Source organism: Aquimarina macrocephali JAMB N27 (assembly GCF_000520995.1).
Classification (GTDB): domain Bacteria; phylum Bacteroidota; class Bacteroidia; order Flavobacteriales; family Flavobacteriaceae; genus Aquimarina; species Aquimarina macrocephali.
Genome location: NZ_JACA01000033.1, coordinates 118,706 through 138,229, shown reverse-complemented (window position 1 = coordinate 138,229; position 19,524 = coordinate 118,706). Strand labels below are relative to the sequence as shown.

Sequence of the window (19,524 nt, the reverse complement as noted above, 5' to 3'; positions counted from 1 at the left end):
CATTTTCTTTTTAGTGTGCCTGATTGGTTAAGTGATACCCTTTATATTGTTCTGCTAATGTGATATTTTGTTTTGATAAAACATTGATATAATCCTTGAGAACAGGTGCGGCAGAACTCTCTAATTCTCTATGTTTTAAATGAACTACCAAACGCCCATAATCCATCTTTTTGGTATTACCATCTACGAATGGTATTAATGTAGAGAAGAACAATTCTTGTTTTTCTATCAAATACTTCTCTTTATTAATATATAGTATTACTTTACCATATTGATTCTGAATATCAGGTTTGTTGGATACCATCTCACAGACCAAAACTCCATTCTTTTCTGTAACTTTTACTTCATCATAAAAATCTAAAAAACTGCTAATATCTAATAGCTGGTTTTTTGGAGAAGATCCTTTAGAATCTATATAAGTTGCTATTTTCGCAGTATGATCAATATTTAATTGGCCCTCAGGAAATTGAAGAATTTCTGAGTTTAATACCATCATTTGAGAAAAATCATTGTTCTTAACCATTTTTCCCTGATAAGATTCTGTAATCGTATTCCCTGTTAATCCTCTATGCATGTTATAGGTCACATCAATCTGATATTGCTTTTTATCATTGTATGATTGTGCTACCTTTTTAAAGAGGTTTTTTACATTTGTATTTTGTGCATTACTTTGCTGTATACTTCCTATACAACATAATAAAATGGTAATATATCTATATGTTTTTTTCATTATTTCTGGCCATTAAGTTTAGAGTTTCCTGAACGTGTTTCCTGAATGGTAAAGACTCCTCTTTCTGTCTCTTTTTTGATACGTATCAAACCGCCTTCCTGATCATATTCATAAAAGGTCGCATAATTGTTTTCATCTAATTCTGATTTCAATCTTTGGGTAATAGGATCATATACAAAAGTTTTCATATTACCTTTAAAAGGATGTATTCTCACATCATCAAAATATACATTTAGCTGTTCTAACCCATCACCTTGAATATTGCTTTCTAAATGAATCTGCATATTTGTAGCGTCTAAAGGGATTTTGAAATCAGCCGAAACTCTTTGCCAACCATCTACTATCTCTCCTTTTGGTTTAAATTCGATATCTGTTCTATTTTGAGGAATAATATCAACTCCATCTTTATTTCGGTATCGTAATCGCAATAATGAATTTACATATTCCATTGCCTGATAATTTGGATCTACAGTGTATGTATATGTGGTAATACTAGAAAACGTTCCTGATGTTCTATCACTAGTATTTACTATATTATTTCTGTTAAACGATAATGATCCTCCATCAATCTTAAAAGAAGAAGTCATACAAAATTTAGTACCACAGACAGAAGTTCCAGTAAAGTTTAAAGCCAGGGTAGGGTTATTTAGAAGTGGATAAGGATAACTATGTCCTTTCACATTTGGTGTTCTATATTTAAATTGAGGTGTATATTTTTTACCCGGAACCAATGAAAATTCAAATCCTACCGTTCTCTCTGGGCCGACTCCATTCTGCCTTTCTTTTACATATTTAAAATCATATATGGTTAAATTTTTATCTACAACATTTTTAATGAAAGGAACTAGTACATCAAATTCGCGAGTATCAGGTTTTGGGACATATACTTCTGGGATATGTCTATCTGCTATTACCGGAGCTAAAATTATATCCTTTACAATATGATTTAATAGACCTGTAAATATATTACTTACCTCACTAAAGTTTCTGGTTACCGGGTTAATTGCTAATAATCCATCTTCTCGTACCCAGGCACTTATCACATAACGTTCTCCTGGTTGTGGTCGAAATCGTTCGCATCCGATCAATGAAGGTGGTAACTCTTCTTTAATACTTACTATTACTTCTTCTCTAAATGTGCTTGTACAACAACCTACATCTCCTGGTGTACAGTTTATATCCGTTTGAGCTGCGTAATAAGTTCTTCCATCTACAAGTCTTTCAGTAGGATTATATGCCGTTCCTCCAAAAGCTGCATCATACCATAGGATATTATTTCCTGTAGCCACCAAATCTGAAACATGTACAGGATCACTTGTATAAAAGATTTGATTTCTATTAACAACGACAGGTGCCGGAACATCAAAAATAGAAACGGTAATTCTTTTTCTAGTACTTTCATTGTTTAATGCATCTCGCTGAACCGCATAATATACCCCTTTATCAACCAAACCTTCTGTAGAAACATATGTTTCTGTTCCGGTAGCTGTTTTATACCAAATCAATGTATGGCCACTTAAAATGGTATATCTAACTCCAAGATCAGCTATAGTCGGCCCCGTTGATTTACAGAAATATTGCCATCCATCTCCTTCTGGTTCAAATACTTTTACAGCAACAACAACTTCAAATCTACATCCAACAGTACCTTGCTGCGCAAAATATGATTTTCCATCCTCTAATACAGTATTAATATCCAAGGGCATTCCTCCTGTAGATGTACTATACCAGCTGATATTTGTTCCTGTAATTCTAAGATCTTTTATTTTTGAGTTTGATAGTATTGAAAATGCCTGATAATCTTCTTCTTCAATTCCTGGAGCGCCTTCATTTAAGTTTACTTTTACTCCTACTCTGGGGTCATTTGCATTTCCTTCTGCCCAGTATACTATAGCTTCTAATTCGGTAGATCCAATTAAAGCTGTTCCTCCCGTTTGAGTTTCATACCAAGTAACTATTGCAGTATTAGGAATCGGAGATACTAAATCACTTATTGTTGGTATTTTCTCTGAGCTACAAAAAGATTGGGTCGAATCCCAGTTAGGCACAAGTACTGAAAGAGTGATAGAATTACGTACCAAAGTTAATCCCGTAACAACACTATTTGTAGCCGTAAAATGATATACTCCTGCATCAGTAGTAGTTGCATTGGTTATAATTAAATCTTTACTGGTTGCTCCCGGTATCGCAATGTTATTTTTATACCATTGATAACTATTATTAGTACTGGTGAGTGCATTACTGGTAAAAGTTATTGATTTATCAATATAAATAGTGTGATTTTCTACCTGATCTACTTTTGCCTGAGGAACATATAAAAAGCTAATAAGATTTGCTACGTAAGTATTAAATTCTGGTTCTACATTCCAAAAAACAAATCTGTTCGAATCAATCATCAGATGTTTTAAACTAGTTAACTGGCTTAATGCTGTAGGTACTCTTCCCGAAAGTTGATTATCACTAAGGTACAATTGCTGTAAATTTGTCAATTGTCCAAATTGAACTGGGATTGGCCCCGATAATTGGTTTCTTGCCAATTCTAGATATTTAAGACTTGATACATTTCCTAAAGCGGTAGGTATACTTCCTGAGAGTTGATTATCATTTGCTTTAAAATCTTGTAGTTTTCTTAGGTTTCCTAGTTCTATAGGAATACTATTGGTCAGTTCATTAGTACTCAACCATAAAAACTGAAGGTTGCTTAGTGCTCCAAACTCTGCCGGTATACTTCCGGTAAGTTGATTATGATTTAAATAGAGATGTTTTAAACTGCTTAATTGTCCTAATTGAACAGGGATACTTTCTGTAAGTTGGTTTCTAAATAAACTAAGTTCCTCTAATTTAGTAAGATTACCAAATGATGCAGGAATACTTCCTGATAATTGATTATCACTTAAACTAAGATACTTCAAGTTCAGCAAGTTACTTAACTCAACGGGAATTGTTCCTGTTAATAAATTACGATACAAGTTAAGCCTCTCCAGACTAGTGAGGTTACCTAATTCTACAGGTATATCCCCTGTAAGCTGATTTCCCATTGCTTCAAAGGTTTTTAACCCTTTTAATTTCCCTAAAGCAGATGGGATTTCTCCTGTTAAATGATTCCAGGAAAGGTATAAGTGTTCTAAACTTAATACTTTCCCTAAAGCAGATGGGATATCCCCCAATAGTTTATTATCATTTAGTCGTAATGTAGTAAGGCTAGTCAACTGAGAAATCGAAGCAGGAATTTCTCCTGTTACATTATTTTTTGGTAATGACAAAGCTGTTACTTTTCCATCTACAACTGTAACTCCATACCAATCACAAACCGGAACTGTAGCTGATAGCCAATTTGTATTGTTGGTCCATCCTACTCCATTTGTAGTATTATAAAAATCTATAAGTCCTTGCTTTTCTGCTGCTGATACTCCACAAGAATCAGCTGGAGCTATTGATATTGTAATCGAATTACGTTCTATCGTTAGTCCTGTTACGATACTATTCGTTGCTGCAAAATGATAAACTCCCGCATCGCTTTCACTGATAGTATTAAATACTAATTCCTTATTGGTAGCTCCCGTAATAGCTACACCATCTTTATACCATTGATAGCTATTATTGGTACTGGTAAGTATATTAGATGTTAAAGTTACTTGTAAGCCAGCAACTATAGTTTTAGACTCAATTTCATCAACTTTAGCTTGTGGGTTATGAATAAAACCTACTCCTAGTTTAGCTTTTAGAGCAGTAAACGTAGGTTCTATTTCTGAGAATATAAATTTATTATCAAAAATAGAGAAGTTTCTAAATCCAACAAACTGATCAAGTCCGGCAGGAATAGTACCAGAAAATAGATTATTATCTATTTTAAATACCTCTAGCTTGATTAATTGAGTAAATGTATCGGGAATGTTGCCTGATAATTGATTATTAGATATTGTTATTGATTTTAAATTGCTTAACCCTCCTAACTCTTCTGGAATACCACCTATAAGTTGATTTGAGTTTAACTGAAGATCTTCTAGTTTTGTTATCTGCCCTAATGATTTTGGTATACCTCCTATAAGACTATTGTTTGATAACAATAAGTGCTCTAAATTGGATAATTGATCAATATTTTCGGGAATTTCTCCTTCTAACTGATTGTTACTTAAATTCAATGTCTGTAACCTGGTTAAGGTTAGTAATTCCATAGGAATCATCCCTGTAAGCTGATTATCTGAAAGTTGAACATCTTGCAGACTAACCAATTGAAACAAAGAAGAAGGAATATTACCTGCCAGGGTATTGTTTACTAACCTTAATGAGGTTACCTTTCCATTAGTCACCTTTACTCCATACCAATCACATACTTTAGAATTAGGATCATTGATTAACCAAGGCTTATTATTTGACAATGTATTAGCCCAATTAGCTCCATTAGTAGTGTTATAAATATCGATTAAAGCCTGACGTTCTGCTGCTGATATTTCACAAGAAACAGTACCTACTTCTAATTCTATTTGATGACGTGTTAATGTCAATCCTGCAACTACACTATTCGTTGATGTAAAATGATAAACCCCAGCATCTGCATCACTAGCAGAAGCTATTACAAAATTCTTATCTGTTGCTCCGGTAATTGTCACATTGTCTTTATACCATTGATATGTATTATTTGTACTGGTCAAAGCAATACTAGTTAAGGTAATGGGTTCTCCTACTGCTGCAGATATTATTTCTTCCTGATCTACTTTGGCCTGCGGACTATAGATAAAACCAGCTCCTAGTTTCGTTTGTAAAGCTATAAATGCAGGCTCTATTTCTGAGAACACAAATTGATTATCGAATACTATAAATTTTGTAAACCTAACCAGTTGATCAAATCCTACAGGAATATTACCAGTAAGTTGATTATTACTTATTTCTAACTCTTCTAAATTGGTTAATTGAGTATACTCAGCAGGGATATCTCCAGTAAACCGATTATTACTTAGTTGAAGTCTTTTTAATTGTGTCAGCTGCCCTAATTCTTTCGGTAGACTCCCTATAAAATTATTATCTGACACTATGATTTGCTCTAAATTGATCAACTGCATGATACCAGGGAGAATTTCTCCCTCTAGCTGATTATTTGATAAGTCCAGTTGTTTTAAATTAATCAATTGAAGTAAAGAAACTGATAAGTTTCCTGTCAAATTGTTATTCCCTAATTTTAGTTCTGTCACCTTTCCGTTTACTACAGTTACTCCATACCAATTACATACTGGAGTATCTGTTAACCAATTAGTTTTTGTGGTCCAACCTATTCCTCCGGTTTGTGTGTAGAAGTCTACAAGTGCTTGCTTTTCTCGAGCAGATACTGAGCACACATCAGAAGTAACTTTTAATGTAATAGGGTTACGTTCTAAAGTCAAGTCATGTACAATAGTGTTGGTCGCTTCAAAATGATATACTCCTGCATCACTTTCTTTTGCTGTTGTTATTTTAAATGTACTATTGGTAGCTCCCGATATTGCAACACCATTCTTAAACCATTGATAACTATTACTACTACTGGTAAGTGCCTTTGTTCCTAATATAATTTCATCACCTAGTACAACTGGTTGTTCTTCTTCCAAATCGACTTTTCCTTGAGGGAAATATTTGAATCCTGATCCTAATCTTAAATTATATGCATTGAACTCAGATTCAAGATCAGAAAACACAAATTGATTATCGTTAAGATATAATAGTTGAAGTTTAGGTAATGTAACTAAAGTAGAAGGTATTTTTCCTGAAAGTTGATTATCATGTATCCATAAAGATTCCAGGTTTGACAATTTACTTATAGCATCAGGAAGCTCACCTGTAAGTTCATTACTGTGTACATCTAATGTTTTCAAATTTGATAATTGACCAAGTGTAACAGGAATAACTCCTGAAAGTTGATTATTATAGATGTATAAAGATTGTAATTTTGATAGATTCCCCAACTCTTCAGGAATACTACCCGTAAGATTATTGTTATATAAGTTTAAATCTACCAAATTAAGTAATTCTCCAAAAGTCACCGGAATACTTCCAGAAAGTTGGTTATTATCTAAATGCAGTGATTTTAAATTTAACAATTGTCCTAATTCTACTGGAATCTCTCCTGTAAGAGCATTGCTATAAAGGTTTAAATCGGTAAGGTTAGATAAAATTCCTAATGCTACGGGAATTTCTCCTGATAGTTTATTTCCCTGAAGGTGTAAATATCTAAGGTTACTAAGTTTTGATAAAGAGACAGGGATAGTTCCTGTTAATTTATTGTGTCCTAAATACAGAGATCTCAATTTGCTTAAGAATTGTAATTCTGTAGGAATCTCCTCATACAAGTCATTTTGATTTAGAGATAAAAATTCCAGATTCGTTAACTGCCCTATCTCTACAGGAATTGTTCCTGTAAGTTGATTTGTTTCCAGATTTAGCTTGATCAGGTTTGTTAACCCTTTTATTCCCAAAGGAATATCACCAACCAAATTATTACTTACTAACTCTATCGTAGTAACTTTACCATCTATTACAGTAACGCCATACCAATCACAAACCGGAACTGTAGCAGATAACCAATTTGTATTATTAGTCCAATTAACTCCATTTGTACTATTGTATAAATCAACTAGTGCTTGTTTTTCTACTGCAGAAACTCCACAACCATCTGCCGGGCTTATCGATAGAGTTATTGGATTACGAGTTAATGTTAATCCAGTGACTACACTATTGGTGGCAGTAAAATGATATACTCCTGCATCTGCATCTGTAGCATTAGAAATGATCAAATCTTTGTTTGTTGCTCCGGTAATAGCAACTCCATCTTTATACCATTGATAACTGTTATTTGTACTGGTTAATACTGTACTGGTTAAGGTTATATTTCCGTTTTTAATAACCGATAAGGTTTGTGTTTGATCTACTTTGGCTTGAGGAATATATTGAAAATTTACTTTTAACTTTGTTTTAAAAGTTGTGAAATCAGATTCAAAGTTGGAAAATACAAATTTATTATCTTTGAGTTGAAGGCTACTCAAATTGGGTATTGGTTTTAGAATCGATAAAATATTACCTTCAAATGAATTTGAATTCATAAATAAAGCAACTAAACCATTCAATTGACTAAATTCTATAGGAATGTTTCCTGAAAATTGATTATCGGATATTTGTAGTACCCTCAAATTTAATGAAGAAATCGAAGAAGGAATACTACCAGTAAACCTGTTTTTATCTAGACGAATATCCTCTAAACTTTTTATTTGAATCAATGTTGGAAACACTTCGCCCGAAAACTGATTTTGACTTAAATATATTTTTTTTAACTTCTTTAATTCTATCAATTCAGAAGGCAACGATCCTGAAAGTTGATTCACTTCAAGAAAAAGATTTTCTAAATTAACTAACTGGCTTAATTCTGTAGGAATACTACCAGAAAATTGATTAGCAGATAAATGAAGATCCCTAAGATTATTTAACTGCCCCAATAAAGGGGGAATACTTCCAGAAAGTCTATTGGAGGATAATAAAAGTAGTTTCAAATTCGATAACCCAGTAAACGTAATAGGAATGTTTTGTGTGAGTTCATTATTATTTAAATACAAATACTCTAAACTAGCTAATTGTCCTAATTCAGATGGAATACTACCAGAAAACTTGTTTTTTTCTAATCTCAAATCTCTTAAACTCACTAGTTGTCCTAACTCTATAGGAATATTACCAGAAAGTTGGTTCGATGTAAAAATCAAAGTTTGTAAACTTATTAGCTGACCTAATGAATTTGGAATAGATCCAACAAGGTTATTAGTTCTTAGATTCAAACTTATTACTTTACCTTCAGTCACTGTAACTCCATACCAATCACAAACTTTAGAAGCTGGATCATTAATCAACCAAGGTTTATTATTTGCTGTTGTATTCGTCCAATTTGCTCCATTTGTACTATTGTATAAATCTACCAAGGCCTGTCTTTCTGCCGCAGAAACTCCACATGCTTCAGCTGGGCTTATCGATAAAGTTATTGGATTACGAGTTAATGTTAAGTCTGTTATTACAGTATTACTCGCTGTAAAATGATATACTCCAGCATCTGTATCTGTAGCATTAGAGATAATCAAATCTTTACTTGTTGCTCCTGTAATAGCTACATCATTTTTATACCATTGATAGCTGTTATTTGTACTGGTTAATGCTGTACTGGCTAAGGTGATACTACCATTAGTAGCTACGGATAAAGTTTCTGCCTGATCTACTTTATCCTGAGGAGAGAATACATAATTTACAATTTTTGATTTATAGGTAGAATGTTCTGTTTCAAAATTTTTAAACACAAAACCATTACCTTTAAATCTAAAATTAACAAGGTTTGTTAAATTAGATATTTGACTCGGAATAACCCCATTTAGATTATTATCAGAAATTGATAAGGTTTGTAAATTTGTAAGATTCCCTAATTCTATAGGAATTTTGCCTTCTAATTTATTCCCCGCTAAGTATAAAAATGTTAAGTTAGAAAGATTACCAAAATTACCAGGAATTGTTCCTGTAAAATTATTGAAGGCTAAATGAATAACTTTTAAATTCAAAAGAGTACCTAATCCTGTTGGGATATCACCACTCATTTTGTTTAAAAATAAAGATATCGTACTTAAGTTTGATAAGTTAGAGATCGATGCAGGTAGTGTTCCTGTCAATTTATTACGAGACAAGGATATACTTGTTAAATTAACCAGATCACCAATAGTAGTAGGAATGCTCCCAGAAAGTGTATTTCTGGTTAAGGATAATGATTCTAATCCTGATATGTTGGATATAGAATTCGGAATCGTACCTACCAAATTATTATTATCTAATTTTAAAGCTGTTACCTTATCTGCAACAAGTGTAACTCCATACCAATCACTCACCAAAGAATTTGGATCATTAATCAACCATGGCTGATTATTGGCTTGTGTATTGGTCCAATTTCCCCCATCTGTACTGGTATAAAAATCTATCAAAGCCTGGCGTTCTGCTGCAGAGACTCGCCCAGCTTCAGCATCAGAAATTGATACTGTAATTTCATTTCGGGTTAGTATTAATCCTGTAACAATACTATTGGTTGCTACAAAATGGTATATTCCTACATCTGTGCCTGTGGCATTAGTGATGACTAAATCTTTACTCGTTGCTCCTGTGATAGCTACATTATCTTTGTACCATTGATAGCTATTGTTGGTACTTGTTAATGCTGTACCAGTTAATGTAATTGATTGCCCTGTAGATACTGATATCGTTTCAGCCTGATCTATTTTGCCTTGAGGTGTATATCGATATCTTGTTAGATTGGCTTGATAATTTGCATGTTCAGTTTCAAAATCATTGAACACAAAATTATTTCCTTCAAGTTCTAAAGTGTTTAAGATATCAGATGATGCAATTGCGGAGAATCCTGATGGTATTTTTCCGGAAAAACTATTGTTTGCAATCGACAGTGTCCTTAACTTGGTTAAAACACCAAGCTGGCTTGGCAATTCGCCTTCTAATTTATTCCCCGCTAAGTATAAAAATGTTAAGTTAGAAAGATTACCAAAATTACCAGGAATTGTTCCTGTAAAATTATTGAAGGCTAAATGAATAACTTTTAAATTCAAAAGAGTACCTAATCCTGTTGGGATATCACCACTCATTTTGTTTAAAAATAAAGATATCGTACTTAAGTTTGATAAGTTAGAAATCGATGCAGGTAGTGTTCCTGTTAGTTTATTACGAGACAAGGATATACTTGTTAGATTAACCAGATCACCAATAGTCGTAGGAATGCTCCCAGAAAGTGTATTTCTGGTTAAGGATAATGATTCTAATCCTGATATGTTGGATATAGAATTCGGAATCGTACCTACCAAATTATTATTATCTAATTTTAAAGCTGTTACCTTATCTGCAACAAGTGTAACCCCATGCCAATCACTCACCAAAGAATTTGGATCATTAATCAACCATGGCTGGTTATTTGCTTGTGTATTGGTCCAATTAGCCCCATCAGTACTATTATATAAATCTATCAAAGCCTGGCGTTCCTGAGAAGAGACCTGTGCTATTACAGACAAGCTATTAAAAACAACTACAAGTACTAGCAAAGAATACTTCGTGAGCTTTGATTGTATATAAATTAGATTTTTCATATATCTAAATAGATTTAGATTATTTTTTAATGTATGTATCAATGAATTCGAATTTGATATCGATTATATAATTAATGCTTAATTTGGTCTAAATTTCCCCATTCAGGTTCACCACATCTTTTATCTCTTCTTCCTTGTGATCTCAAATCAATTGAAGTACCTGGTACAGGGCTTCCATTATTTTTATTTAAAATCATAAATTCCATTCGCCAGGTATTATCTCCTTTTTTGGATTTCGCTCTAACAACATCAAAATCAAGATCTATATACTTTTGCCCTCGAATATCCAGTACGATATCACTGAAAACAAATAGTTCTCCGGCTTTGTTTCTAACATCATTATCGGTGAAAATAAGTTGGTCATTAATACGTAATCCCATACCTCTATAATTCGTTTGATGGAATACTATTGCATACTCGATTGTCTCGTTAGGATTTCCATATATAGTGAATTCGGCACTTCTACCAACACATTCTTTTACGCCTCCAGCTATATAAAGTACTTCATTCGTAGTATATCGTCCGAATACTTGAGGTACTGCATCATCATCACATTCATCACCAATTTCATCTCCATCATAATCGTAATTATTACTAGGTGTAAAAGGGCATAAATCTTCATCATCCTTAATTCCATCATTATCATAGTCTGTATCTTCGGGTAACTCACCAATAAGATTACGTTCTAAAATTGCATTTTCGTTTGCCGGGATTAATAAACTATTTCTACCTGTATGAGACACTTTATCTGTTATCTGTATTCCTTCAAACCCATCTTTGTCTGCCGAATTTTTAAAATTAAAATGGGCGCTATCAGATTTCATAAAAACATAATCTTCAAAACCATCCATCCCCATATCACGATATCTACTATTAGAACTTACTGCTGTTGGCAACGTATAATTATATCCGTATTGCGCAGCAGAATATCTCCCTAAAGCGTCTTTATTTTCTAATTCTGTTCCAAAAGGACTATACTGAGTAACTTCACTAGCAAATGTCCAGGCATCATTAGCTGTCCCAGATTTTCTCCAGGTTTTATCTTGCATCAGAGCATAATACGGAGTAAACTCTTTAAGATACCCTTCTCTACGAGTATTTACCTTAGAAGTTGTACCTTGATTAACATGAGAACGTTCTGTTAAATATGCATAGGAACGCTTTGCTCTCCATTCTCCCTTTGCGTTATAAACATAAGGGTTAAAAGGATTTTCAAAAGGATAATCATCTTGTGAAATATCTTCAAGTTTGCCTCCATTTAATGATTCTGGTGCAAATTTAAGTTCGCTTTCACACTGGCAATTCCAGAAGTCATTATATTCTACTGCACTGGCATTTACAATTCGTAAATTATCTACAGCAGGTGTATTTGTATTTAGCGTGAATGTATTGGTATCTATTTGATTCAAATTTGCTCCAGTACTTCCTTTGATTGGGTTTTTCATCATTGTAATGGACCCCATATTGGCCATTTGTTGATTCCTACGTCCTGATCTTACTATTTTGAAGTTAATCTCCTCACTAATATCTGCTCCTTCAGAAGTATTAATGACGCTTCCGTTTCTTTTCATTAACATCACTCCATCACCCGCAGGATTAAACCCTACAATCCAAAGTCGATCGCTCTTCTTTGCTCTGCCATAGGTAGCTATTATTTCATCTCCTAGCGTAAAATATTTCTTAGCATCAGGAATAGTAAAGAAACTCCCTGACCTTTTCAAAATTCCAGTAATACCTATATTACGAGATGCCTGCCCCATATTATCATAGGCCCAGTATGCAGGAAAATTAAAGTTGTAGTATTCATCATCAAATTCATTGACAGTTCGGGTTAATAATACTTGTCCCGTTTCTGCATCCCAAGCTTCATTTATAGTTGACACCTTAGATCCGAGATCTGTAGCTATTTTTTCTTTTAGTACTGCCGTTGTATGAATTACTTTGGTAGTGATGGCTGAATGGGCTATATTTTCCATCTTGGTCATAGAAGGGACCACCATAGGAACTGGAACTGGAAATACACCTATTATTAAAATAACTATATTTCCTTTAAATCCTTTATTTTCGGATTTAGAATAACTTTCTCTAAAATCTGTAACCATATCATAATCCACTCCAATTTCTCGATCATAAAGCACCTTACCATCTTTTGAGATTATTGGTAGTTTATTATCTAATTTTGTTATATCATTTTGTTGGGTACTATATTTATATTCTACAGATGATATGGCTTTATCCTGATGCTCTGCATATACTTTCTGAAAACGCATCTTTCCATTCATATCATTGGTATGCACCATAAAACCCTGAGAAAGCGTAAATTCGTTTTTCATCGCGATGGGTGCCCCAAAAATTCCTTTTAACATATTCTTTAAAAAATCATTTTGGTTTGTTACCATACCAGCATCAATATCTGTGTAATCAACAACAGTTGGATAATCTTTGGAAGTGAAATGTTCTGTTACCACCTTACCTGTTGCATGTTTTGATATTCCTTCTCGCTTCAGATTACTCACCGTAACTTTACTATAGGTTATAACTGAAGAAGGGAAAAAAGATTCTCCAAATGGTTTCTCTATATAATTTACTTCACGAGGTGCTACCAGACGATCCGAATGATTATAAAATGGTTCTACAAATGGATTTTCCTTACTTTGGTTAGGCTCATAAGTGGCAACACCACTAGAACTCCCATCATCTAAGGTATATTCATACGTTTGTCCATACTCTTTATTATACTTTTCATTAGTATCAGGAATTGTGGCATCCACCATTTTATTCCACTGATCTCTCATCACCAATTTCTTTATCCTTACACCGCCTCCTAGCTTATACTTTCCGGGAGTTGACAAACGTATCCAGGACTTTTCTGGTATAAAACGCTGTGCACATAAAAATTCATTACTTCGTAACTTCTTATTAGGACCCGTGACAAGGTCTTTGATTGCAGCAACACTACTAATCAATTTCTTTGCTATACTCTCTAAATTTTCAGATCTATAATCCATGTTAATTCCATACACCAATCCATTTAGGTATTGTCGTCCATAATACCATCCTGCTTTAGAGATCGGATTGACTTGTTTAGTACCTAAAACTCCGCCTTCGATATCCGTCATTTTCATGGGGATGGCCGCATACACTTCTCCATCTGTTTTTTTAAATACATTGATCTGTTTATTTTTGGAGATTTCAAAATATCCGGTTACATAATCAAAATCATTACTAGGTTTTGCAGGTGTATGTAATGCCCCGGCTTTAGTCATATTCATTAAGAATCTAAAATAAATCGGTTTATTCTCAATCCCTTTTAAATATTTTGATCTAAAATCAGCATCTGTTGTAGCTGTTTCTCCTGACTGAAGTTTTACATACAAATAATCTGCATCTCCATCAAAAACATTTAATGCTCCTGACTTATATAGTTTTTTATTTCCCTCAGGATTAGAAGGGTTCGGTTTTTCACCTGTTCCTACCACTTTAAACATTTGCAACGCATCACGATTCTGAACATATTGATAATCATCACTTTCATAAGTCAAGTCGATTTTTCCACCTGATGGTAAATCAATAGATGTTAATGACCAAGCTGAAGAGAAAGAATCCTGTAACTTACGATCATCTTGTTGTATAAAGGCAAATTCTGGTGCTGTAATAGCATCTCCTGTATTACAAAAGCCAGTATTACCCCCTTCAAAATTAGGATTCATTTGAGGTACATCTACCCCGTTTTCATTCTTAATATATACTACGTTACCATTCTGGTCGTATTGTAATGCGTCTTTAACAATCGGTTTATATCCACCCCAAACATCATAGGATTTTAGATTATAATCCGGATTAAATCCATCATAATTAAAAGTATACGGAGTATACTTACCCATTTTAGAATCTCGATAGGTAAAATATACTTTCTTTAATGTTAATTTTCCACCTTCATTACGTAACTCATTCCCATTAGGAGCTTCTCCTTTATTATTCTCTACTTTTTTACACAGAGAATAATCATAGACAAAATGTGCCGTTTTGATAGCACTTATTGGCAAATCATTAGTAGCATCATCATCTAATATTTTTGCTTTAAGAGCTTCTGGTTTTGAATACAGCCTAACCTTATCTATTTTGTACATTTGTTGTCCAGAAGATGGGGCTCCTCCATTCTCTCCTGCAACTCCACGTGCATCTTTACGAGGAGAAAGATCAAATATCGCTACATGAGTTTTGGTTACAATTTTATCAATATATTTTATTTCTTTCTCTCCATAGATATAACTTCCTTTTTGATCCGCTTTATTGGTATTCAAACCAGCATTATAGGAAGCTTGCATTGCTCCATAAGGGATTCTCCATTTGTATGTATCTTCTTTATTGGTATACACAAAATTGGTATACGCTCCTAGATCATCATCTGTAGGACCATCACCTTTCAAATCCTCATAATCTGAAGACAATACAGAAGATAATAAGTACGTATGTGTATAAGAAGGTGTGTTTACAGCATTAAAAAAATGATCTATTCCACTTCTATTTCCCGTAGAATTTTCACCCCCTTGATATGTAACAAGTCCTGTAGCACAATTATAAGTATTACTATCTGTGGTAAATGCAACTTCTCTTTTAACATTATTATAAGCTGTTTCTCCAAAAACATATATAGAACCATCAGTATTTTGTACTCTTACTTCTGCAGTGTGATGAGGCTCTGCTTCTTTATTTATGCGAGAGTCTACGTAGTTCTTATTATTGTAAAATTTAGGTAGGTCTTCTGCACTTATTTTTTGTATGTTTTGATTACGAACATCTCTATTGCTTCGTTTAAATTTCTTTTTAAATTCAGCTCCACCTAAATCTTTATATTCGGGAATGAAGTTATCAGTATACGTTTTTATTCTAAAACGGTTATCTGCATATCTATCAAAACTACTTCTGCTTCCCCCTAATTTTAATGCTATTGGAGCATACCCTCCTAAATCTTCAAATAATTCCTGATCCTTATCTATCCTTGGCTCCCCTATATACTTGTGATACACCGGTTCATAGTTTAATGAGTCCCCTGCTTCTTTAATACCTTCCCTTTCTTGTTTAAAATACTGTAGCGCTTTAGTATCCCATATCCCGGTATGACTCTCTGAAGGTGCAACTGTAAAGTTAACTCCTGCATGCATCCCTGACCCTGGTTCTATTTCTACTCCTAAACTAAAACTATCATTTTCATCCTGAACAAATACATCATTAATTTGCCCTATCTGACTTCGAAATGGTCTAAACATTCCTCCTATTCCTTGCCCCTGAACAGTATATAAATCATAAGTGTAGTTTGTAGTAGGAAGCGCTAAAGTTGTTTTACTAATAAGTTGCTCTTTTTCTCTATTATAATCCAATATATTATTAGGGTTGGCAAAACCTGTAAACTCATATCCATATGCTTTTTCTACTTTAAAAGGATCTTTTATTTTTTGAACTGCCCCCATAGCAGAAACTTCTAATTCTCCATCAAAACCCCATATATCGCCTCCTACAGAAACTGCAACCGTACCACTTATATCAGTAAAAGCAGTACGTTTACGTGGAGTCCATGTTGGGGTACTAAAAGAATAGGAGCCCGAACCAGAGGAAAGAGATTTTTCTACTTTCATCTCATCGAACACTCCTTTAGAAAGATTAACCGAAGCTCCCATATTAAATGAACTTAATCCTCTATTAGAGTTATAGGACACTCCTGCATTTAAACTCCCTCCTACCGCACTATCAAACAAAGATTCGTTTCCTATTTTCGCATTGACACTTGGCGATATGGTAGCACCATCTGTAACTGAACTACTAGCTTGAATTCCGACAGAAACTCCTTCTGTCAAACCAAATTGTATACCGTAAGATGGTTTAAAAGAAACACCTGTGTAATTATTATACTTTACATCCATTCCGAAAGAAGCTTTCAGCCCATCTGGTGCTTCTAACCCAAAAATCTGCCCGTCAAATCCTGCATATACTCCTACAGTAACATTATTCTTCATATTATTTTCATAGGTCATTTCATCCCCTTTAAAATCATCAGGAATTCCTCGTACTTGTCGATTGATTTGCCCTACATTAAGGTTCCACCCTAATCCAACCCAGGAAGACTCCTGATCCATAGTTACCCCAGAATCATAAGCCAGGTTTAACGGATATCCTCCAACATCCATAACAGGTATATTGTAGTTAAAGTTTCCTGAGGATAAATTCACCATATCTGAAGTTCCGATAGGTGTAAATGATTTAAACTCTGGTTGTGACGGACCGCTGGTTAATGCCCACAATTGCATAGGCTGGATCATTTGTACAATCAATTGTATTGCTAAATAACTTGCAATTACTTTTGTAACTTTACTCTTTCGTATTGTATTGATCATATAACTAAGTGTGTTATAATTTTATAACTTAATAGGTGTTTCTGTAAACTTAAATTTTAGTATACCGTTTCCAAACAAGTGATCCTCATATATAAGTTTAATGTTTTCTTCTGGCTGAATGTTACCAAAATGCAACAACAATCTTTTAAAAGGAGCTACTTTAAAATTTCTTTCAAATGTGGCGCCTAAACAAGGAATAGTGTCTCCCGATTGTGTGACAATTTTGAAATCGTTTTCTATTGTAAAAGACATATACTTAACAGCTGATTCATAATCACGATTGGTATATTCTGATTTTAGCACATCATCTTCTTGTTCTTGCTGAAATTCTATTTCAATTATTCGTTCATTTTTAAGAGATTCATATATAGAATCTACTTTTTGAAGATCTTGATTTCCTTCATTTTTCAGAATATAGTATTGTAAAGGAACTAGTGTAGCTTTGTACTCTATGTCAGACAAAAAATGAGAAACAGATTTAGATTTCCAACCAGAATTCTCTAAATTGAAGAGTTTATATTCTATTTTCGAATCTTGAGTTTTCTTTTCTTTTACACAGGAAGAAAACAACAATAACATACACCCAAAAACAAGCAACATATTTTTCTTAAGCATACTAAACTCCGGTATCATAATTTTAGTTTCCTTCATATTTGGCATTTGCATATTCTAATATTTTTGTTGTTATATTGATTTCTTCCTGAGCATACATAACATTGCCAACACCCTGTGTTCCCAATATAATCTTGCATTGATTTGCAATGCCATACTCTTTTATGTATTGATCTAATCTATTCCAAACTTTTTGGCGTATATCTTTAGAGAGATACTCATTCATTTTTTTTAACTCCTGATCTTCTGTTCTTAATTGCACTTCTAATTCCTGAGTTTTTTCTTTATTCTCTTGTTCCCTTAAAATAGAGTAGATTGTATATAAGCTGTCTAGTTTCTTTTTTTGCTTTGTAATTTTTTTAGTATTAATTTTCCCTAAATCCTGAGACATATTAAAGCCATTAAAAAGTTTAATATTATCTACATAAACAACATCAGCACTAGAAGGTTTAGGAAAATAAAATGTTATAAAAATTACTATCAATAACAAGACGTTACATATCAATAGAAAAGTTGTGTGATTCTTTTTCAATATTGTAAATTTTTATTTTTTAAAGTATTAAGTCTATTTTTTTCAAAAAGTGCCAAAACTACTACATATATAGTAATCTGTCAACATCTATAACCAGAGATTATATCTTTTGTATTTTTCAACAATTTGTGTTCTAATATGATAATTCTTATCGTGACCATGTGAGATCGTAACTAAAAATCTACATATCAAATCTTTATGATTCAGCCTGAAAATATTTATCAAATAAAAAAGTAATTCACCTTTTCTTTTTATTTCAATATTTTTCTTAGACTTTACATAATGGTTTACATTTAATACTACTTAGTCTCTATTTTGAGTACAATATTAATAGTTACTAGTTCCATTTTTCGGGACTGGCAAAAAAAAAATAAAAATAATTTTGAAAAAGGAAGAAGAGTGTCTTTTCTAAGGTGTTTTTGCAGATAATGAAAGATTCGTAATTAAGTTCCTGTCGCTTTAAAAGCATGAAAACTTAAAAAACTATCAATATGAAACTAAATTCTCTTTATCGATTACATTCTATGTTTTCGGTTTATTCATTTTAAAAAAATTAATAGATACTATAAAGAATAGTTTACTAATCCATTGTTGTTATATTTTATCATGCCACAGAATTTAAAGTGCTTTTCATGAAGAAGTATAGCTCTTTCATCTCCTTTTTACCTGCTTGTCTCCCCAATCGGCCAGCAAAGTAGAGTACAAACCAAGTAATGAGAAGAAAAAACATGGTGATTACAGAAAACAAATACGGTTTATCCAGACGTATATTAACATACATCCAAACTACAGCCCCTATAAATGATGTAGCAACAACAAAGTGAAGAAACATAAAAAGAGTCCATACTGTAGGACTAGGGCCAAAAAGGCCTTTCAGTTGTGGTTGTTTTTCATCAATATCATAAATCTCGAGATGAAGTTGTGGCGACCAGAAATGCTGGTCTTTTTTAGGAATACGTATAAAAATGTGGTGATCTACCCGGCTTACTTTAAAATCCTGACAAGTTTTACCTGTTTTTTCAAAAGCTTCGAGTGCTTTTTCTGATGGTACATCTAAATCCTGAAAAAACCGAGGGCGTAAAACAATATCATTTGAGATTTCCATAAATGCATTTGAGCATC

General features: G+C 33.2%; 6 protein-coding genes. All 6 read right to left on the bottom strand.

Annotated features, from left to right (window positions below):
- Window positions 1–10 precede the first annotated feature (10 nt).
- The 6 genes from Z054_RS0117875 to Z054_RS0117850 all read right to left on the bottom strand — a co-directional run bounded on the left by Z054_RS0117875 (window position 11) and on the right by Z054_RS0117850 (window position 19,507).
- Window positions 11–730, bottom strand: coding sequence for a hypothetical protein (locus Z054_RS0117875; protein ID WP_024771411.1), 720 nt, complete (start codon window positions 728–730; stop codon window positions 11–13).
- A complete protein-coding gene (locus tag Z054_RS0117870; RefSeq protein WP_084050448.1) occupies window positions 730–10,866 on the bottom strand; it encodes a leucine-rich repeat domain-containing protein in 10,137 nt (3,378 codons plus the stop codon). Before Z054_RS0117870 ends, Z054_RS0117875 begins: the two co-directional genes overlap by 1 nt.
- 71 nt (window positions 10,867–10,937) lie before the next feature.
- Window positions 10,938–17,258: a thrombospondin type 3 repeat-containing protein gene (locus Z054_RS0117865; protein ID WP_024771409.1), complete on the bottom strand. Its 6,321-nt coding sequence runs from the start codon at window positions 17,256–17,258 to the stop codon at window positions 10,938–10,940.
- Window positions 17,259–17,279: 21 nt separating this feature from the next.
- Entirely contained in the window at window positions 17,280–17,924 is a 645-nt protein-coding gene (locus tag Z054_RS0117860) for a hypothetical protein (protein WP_241461423.1), read from the bottom strand.
- Window positions 17,896–18,402: an OmpH family outer membrane protein gene (locus tag Z054_RS0117855; protein ID WP_161635306.1), complete on the bottom strand. Its 507-nt coding sequence runs from the start codon at window positions 18,400–18,402 to the stop codon at window positions 17,896–17,898. Before Z054_RS0117855 ends, Z054_RS0117860 begins: the two co-directional genes overlap by 29 nt.
- A 604-nt stretch (window positions 18,403–19,006) precedes the next feature.
- Window positions 19,007–19,507 (bottom strand): hypothetical protein, encoded by a 501-nt coding sequence (locus Z054_RS0117850; RefSeq protein ID WP_024771406.1) that lies wholly within the window; start codon window positions 19,505–19,507, stop codon window positions 19,007–19,009.
- Window positions 19,508–19,524: the final 17 nt, after the last annotated feature.

What these genes read in the sequence shown, in the direction of transcription:
- Z054_RS0117870 (WP_084050448.1), bottom strand. Translation starts at nt 10,866, where the DNA reads ATGAAAAATCTAATTTATATACAATCAAAGCTCACGAAGTATTCTTTG.
- Z054_RS0117865 (WP_024771409.1), bottom strand. Translation starts at nt 17,258, where the DNA reads ATGATCAATACAATACGAAAGAGTAAAGTTACAAAAGTAATTGCAAGT.
- Z054_RS0117860 (WP_241461423.1), bottom strand. Translation starts at nt 17,924, where the DNA reads ATGCAAATGCCAAATATGAAGGAAACTAAAATTATGATACCGGAGTTT.
- Z054_RS0117850 (WP_024771406.1), bottom strand. Translation starts at nt 19,507, where the DNA reads ATGGAAATCTCAAATGATATTGTTTTACGCCCTCGGTTTTTTCAGGAT.
- Z054_RS0117875 (WP_024771411.1), bottom strand. Translation starts at nt 730, where the DNA reads ATGAAAAAAACATATAGATATATTACCATTTTATTATGTTGTATAGGA.